Annotated in this window: 5 protein-coding genes; 4 read left to right on the top strand and 1 reads right to left on the bottom strand. The window is 74.0% G+C overall.

Translation table 11 applies throughout. From position 1 onward, the window contains the following. The coding region (locus E1281_RS37110) for a VWA domain-containing protein (RefSeq protein ID WP_131884379.1) at positions 1-1,119 on the top strand (1,119 nt) is incomplete at its 5' end. 120 nt (positions 1,120-1,239) lie between these two features. On the opposite strand, the gene E1281_RS41555 is transcribed toward E1281_RS37110, so the two are convergent. Next, positions 1,240-2,742 carry a serine/threonine-protein kinase gene (locus tag E1281_RS41555; RefSeq protein ID WP_207943736.1) on the bottom strand — a complete coding sequence of 501 codons (1,503 nt, stop codon included), beginning with the start codon at positions 2,740-2,742 and terminating at the stop codon, positions 1,240-1,242. A gap of 136 nt (positions 2,743-2,878) precedes the next feature. Here E1281_RS41555 and E1281_RS37100 point away from each other — a divergent pair, with 136 nt between their 5' ends. The 3 genes from E1281_RS37100 to E1281_RS37090 all read left to right on the top strand — a co-directional run. Beyond that, positions 2,879-3,961, top strand: coding sequence for a DUF6777 domain-containing protein (locus E1281_RS37100; RefSeq protein WP_131884378.1), 1,083 nt, complete (start codon positions 2,879-2,881; stop codon positions 3,959-3,961). Positions 3,962-3,985: 24 nt separating this feature from the next. After that, entirely contained in the window at positions 3,986-4,378 is a 393-nt protein-coding gene (locus tag E1281_RS37095) for a metalloregulator ArsR/SmtB family transcription factor (protein WP_131884377.1), read from the top strand. Further along, on the top strand, positions 4,375-5,367 hold a 993-nt coding region (locus tag E1281_RS37090), incomplete at its 3' end, for a cation diffusion facilitator family transporter (protein ID WP_131884376.1). The genes E1281_RS37095 and E1281_RS37090, both read left to right, overlap by 4 nt.

Genomic DNA, 5,367 nt, shown 5'->3' with positions numbered 1-5,367 from the left:
GACGGGACCGGGGTGACGCTGACCGGCGACGACGCCCGGATGGACGGGGCGCTGGAGAAGCTCTACGGGGCCGGGGGCGACGAGGGGCGGCCGCGGCGGGGACGGCGCGGCACCGGGCTCGGGGATTCGGCGCCCTCGGTGGCGCGGTGGCTCGGCGACATCCGGACGTACTTCCCGTCGAGCGTCGTCCAGGTCATGCAGAGGGACGCGATCGAGCGGCTCGACCTCACCCGGCTGCTGCTGGAGCCGGAGATGCTGGACGCCGTCGAGCCGGACGTCCACCTGGTCGGGACGCTGCTCTCGCTGAACCGGGTGATGCCCGACCGGGCCAGGGAGTCCGCGCGGGCGGTGGTGCGGAAGGTCGTCCGCGATCTCGAGCGGCGGCTGGCGCAGCGGACGCGGTCGGCGGTCGGCGGCGCGCTGGACCGGTCGGCGCGGGTCCTGCGGCCGAGACGGCTCGCCGACGTCGACTGGGAGCGGACGATCCGCGCGAACCTGCGGCACTACCTGCCCGAGCACGGGACGCTCGTCCCGGAGCGGCTCATCGGGTACGGGCGGCGGCGGCAGGCCGTCGAGCGGGACGTGATCCTCGCGATCGACCAGAGCGGGTCGATGGCGGCGTCGGTGGTGTACGCGAGCGTGTTCGGCGCGGTGCTGGCGTCGGTGCGGTCGCTGCGGACGTCGCTGGTGGTGTTCGACACGAACGTCGCCGACCTGACCGGGCAGCTGCACGACCCGGTGGAGGTGCTGTTCGGGACGCAGCTCGGCGGCGGAACCGACATCAACCGCGCCGTCGCGTACTGCCAGGGCCTCGTGGGGCGGCCGAACGACACGATCCTCGTGCTGATCAGCGACCTGTACGAGGGCGGGGCGCGGGAGGACCTGCTGCGGCGGGTCGCGGCGCTGACGTCGGCGGGCGTCCAGGTCGTGGTGCTGCTCGCCCTGTCGGACGAGGGCGCGCCCGCCTACGACCACGAGAACGCGGCGGCGCTGGCCGCGATGGGCGTGCCCGCGTTCGCGTGCACGCCGGACGCGTTCCCCGACCTGATGGCGGCGGCGATCGAGCGCCGCGACCTGAAGGAGTGGTCCGAGCGCAACGCTGAGGAACACGGCACCTGAGGAACACGGCACCCGAGGGGCCGCGCCGCCTGGAGAACACCGCGCCTGGAGAACACCGCGCCTGGAGAACACCGCGCTCCGGTCACACGCTCCGGTCGCGGGGTTTGAGGGCGTGGGCCGTCAGCGAAGTGGTCTGGTCAGGCCGCGGGCCAGGAGGATCACGACGAGGGCGGTCAGGACGGCGTGCCCGGCCAGCGCCGACGTCTGGATCTCGACGAGCGCGGCCCACGCGCCCCACATCGCCACGCGGGCGACGCGGGCCGCCATCACCGTGCCGACGGCGGCGCGGCTGTCGCGCCAGGCGAGGATCACCGCCACCAGCGTGACCACCGCGACCACGCCGAACGAGGACGCGACCGCGAGCAGCAGGCCGCCGCGGTCGCCGTCGGTGAGCGATGGGCTGGCGATGAGGGTGGCGAGAGCGGCGACGTCCAGCGCGGCGAGCAACCCCGCGAGGGCGAGCCCGCTCACCAGCGCCGGGCCGCGCCGGAGCCCCCGCGGGCGCCGGTACGGCGCGGCCGCCTCGCCGGGCGCGCCGGCGTCGTGCGGCCACTCCGCCTGCCAGGTCGGCGGCCCGGCCCGGTCATGACCGGACGGCGGGCCGCCGTCCTGCGGGGGCTGCGGGAGCGTCGCGGGATCGGCGTCCTCGCCGAACGCCGCCGGCGCGGGCGCACTCCCGTCCTGCTCCGTACCCGGCACGGGGCCGGCCGAGGCGGCGAAACCGGGCGCGTGGACGGCCGGACCGGCTTCCTGGATCGTCGGGCCGGGGAGGGGCTCGGTCACGTGCTCCGAGCCGGGGTTCCCGTCGTGCTCGCCGAGGAGCCACAGCAGGACGTCCTCGGAGGAGGGGCGGGCCTTCGGGTCCTTGGCGAGGCAGGCGGCGGCGACCTCGGCGAGCGGGGCGGGCAGGACGCCGAGGTCGGGCGTGTCGTTGATGATCCTGTACATGACGGCGGGCAGCGGGCCGCCGGCGAAGGGGTCGCGGCCGGTGGCGGCGAACAGCAGGGTGCCCGCCCAGGCGAACAGGTCCGTGGCCGGGCCGACACGGCCGTGGAACTGCTCGGGCGCCATGTACGCGGGGGTACCGACGACCTGGCTGGTCAGCGTGGAGCCGGCGTCGAACGCGCGGGCGACGCCGAAGTCGATCACGCGCGGCCCGTCCGGGCCCATCAGCACGTTCTGCGGCTTGAAGTCGCGGTGCACGACGTTCGCCCGGTGGATGGCCGACAGCGCCGTGACCGAGCTGATGGCGAGGCGGTCGAGATCGGCTCCGCCGCGCGGACCCTCCTCCTGGACGAGCGTGCGCAGCGACCGTCCGGGGATGTACTCGCTGACGATGTAGGGGCGGTCGCCCGCCATGTCGGCGGCGAGCATCTGCGCGGTGCAGAATCCGGCGACGCGCTGCAGCAGCGCCAGCTCGCGGACGAACCGCTCGCGGGCGCCCACGTCCCCGAGCAGCTGGGCGTGCAGGAGCTTCACGGCGACGCGGGACGGCCCGGCGCCGGGCTCCACCGGGCGGCCGAGGTACACCACGCCCTGGCCGCCGGCGCCGATCCGGCCGAGCAGCTCCCAGCCGCCGAGGCGAGCCGGATCGGCCGCGGTGAGGGGGATCGCGCCCGCCATTCGTACCCCCGTCGGGTTCCAAAACCGGCCGGCCGACCGGTGATAAAAAGATTCTGGCATTCCACCGGGCACAAATCCGGCCCGCCCGGCATCAAAGAGTATAGATACGGGGAGTCCGGAGCGGGAGAGACCGACCATGATTGAGATCAATTCACTAATCGCCCGGCGACGGCGGGGGCCCGCCGGGCCGGTGGCGGCCTCGGCCGCGGCCCTCGCGCTGGTCGCGGGGTCCCTCGCCGGGTGCGGGGACGCGGGGGCCGCCATCACCCGGCTGACGGTGGGGACACCCGGCCCGGACCCGTACACGACGGCGTCCGGCACCGATGAGACCGACGTCAAGGAACGCCCCCGGGCGGGCGGGACCGCGACCGGGGACTCCCCCGGCCTGTACGGGGGCACGCGGCAGTCCGCAACGTGCGACCAGGGGAAACTGGTCGCGTTCCTGCAGGCCGAGCCCGCGAAGGCGAAGGCGTGGGCGGACGTGCAGGGCATCCCGGTCAGCGACATCCCGAGGTACGTGTCGCGGCTGACGCCGGTGGTCCTGCGCACCGACACACTGGTCACCAACCACGGCTACCGCGACGGGAAGGCGACCGCCGGCCCCGCCGTTCTGCAGGCTGGAATGGGCGTTCTGGTCAACGGTTACGGGGTGCCCGCGGTGAAGTGCAATTGCGGTAATCCCTTGACCCGGCCGGAGAAAAGGATCTCCACGGACGATGCGTCCTACACTGGCCGATCCTGGCCGGGATTCGACGACCGAAAAGTGACCAGGATCCAGCCGAGGGACACAAAGAAGGGCACGATCACCACCTTCGTCCTGGTCGATCCCGGGGGCACGATGGGATTCGAGCGGCCCCGCGCCACCGAGGGCGAGGCCGACGGGCCGCCGATCCGGCTGCCGGCGACCGAGACCGGGGGCCCGGCGAGCGACTCGCCGTCTCCGTCCGGAACCGGCACGGAGTCCCCCGGGATCGTGTCGCCGGGCACCGGAACGCCCGGCACGGACCCGGCGGGCACGGGCTCGCCCGGCACGCCGCAGCCCGGCACCGGCGACGGCGATGCCCCCGCCTCACCGGGCATGACCTCGCAGGACCCGGGTACGGGCGGCGGCGGAGAAGCACCGAACGAGCGCACCGGGGGAACGGGAGAACCCGGCGGCGGCCCGGGCGGCCCGGTCTCGCTGCCGCCGTCCGAGGAGGCGGCCCGCACGACCTCCTGACGCCGATGCGCTATATTTGTTCATATGAGCAGTGCTTCAGATGTCGCCCCCGCCGAAGCGTGCGCCGTCCGGGTGGTCGATCCTGAGAAGGTCGCCGTCGTCACCGCCGCCCTGCCGGAGGCGGAGACGATCGCCGAGCTGGCGCAGGTGTTCGGGCTGCTGTCCGACCCCGGGCGGCTGCGCGTGATCACCGCGCTGCTGGAGGGGGGAGAGATGTGCGTGTGCGACATCGCCGCGGCCTGCGGGCACTCCGAGTCCGCGGTCTCGCACGCGCTGCGCCTGCTGCGCGCCAACCGGGTCGTCCGGGTCCGCCGCGCCGGCCGGATGGCCTACTACCGGCTGGACGACTCGCACATCCGGATGCTGCTCGATCTCGCCCTCACCCACGTCGGCCACGGGGAGGAAGAAGACGCATGACCGGGGACCGGGAGAACGGGCCGGACAAGCACGGGCCGGACAAGCACGGGCACGGGCACGGCCACGGCGTGTCGCAGGGGGCCGACCGGCGGCTGCTGAGCGCCGCGCTGGCGCTGATCCTCGTCTTCATGGCAGGCGAGGTGGTGATCGGCTTCGTCGCCGGGTCGCTGGCGCTGATCACCGACGCGGCGCACATGATGACCGACGCGTTCGCGATCGCGCTGGCCCTGTTCGCGATGCGTCTCGCGGCGCGCCCGCCCAAGGGCGGCTTCACCTACGGCCTGCGCCGCTCCGAGATCCTGTCCGCGCAGCTCAACGGACTGACCCTGATCCTGCTGGCCGTGTTCTTCGTCTACGAGGGCATCCGGCGGCTGATCGAGCCGCACGCCGTCGAAGGCCAGTTCGTGTTCTGGACGGCCCTGGCCGGCATCGCGGTCAACGTCGCCGCGACCGTGCTGATCAGCAAGGCCGACCGGCGCAGCCTGAACGTCGAGGGCGCGTTCCAGCACATCCTCAACGACCTGTTCGCGTTCATCGCCACCGCCGTCGCGGGCCTGGTCGTGTGGACGACCGGCTTCGCCCGCGCCGACGCGATCGCCTCGCTGCTGGTGGCCGCGCTGATGCTCAAGGCCGGGTACGGCCTGCTGCGGGACGCGGGCCGGGTGCTCATGGAGGCCGCGCCGGCGGGCATCGACCCGTCCGAACTCGGCGCCAGGCTGGCCGGGCGCCCCTGCGTGGAGGAGGTCCACGACCTGCACGTCTGGGAGGTCAGCTCCGGCTATCCGGCGCTGTCGGCGCACGTGCTCGTGGACACCGGCGGCGACTGCCACGCCGTCCGCCGCGACCTGCAGGAGCTCCTGCGCGACTCGTACGGGATCACCCACACGACCCTGGAGGTCGACCATGTGGACGAGCCCGCGGGCGGCGACGGCCACTGCGACGACCCGCACGGCCCCCGCCACGTGGTTGAGACGGCCCTCCCCCACGAA

Source organism: Actinomadura sp. KC345, assembly GCF_004348515.1.
GTDB lineage: Bacteria > Actinomycetota > Actinomycetes > Streptosporangiales > Streptosporangiaceae > Spirillospora.
The sequence above is the reverse complement of the archived record's forward strand: the minus strand, read 5'-3'. Positions and strand labels throughout refer to the sequence as shown.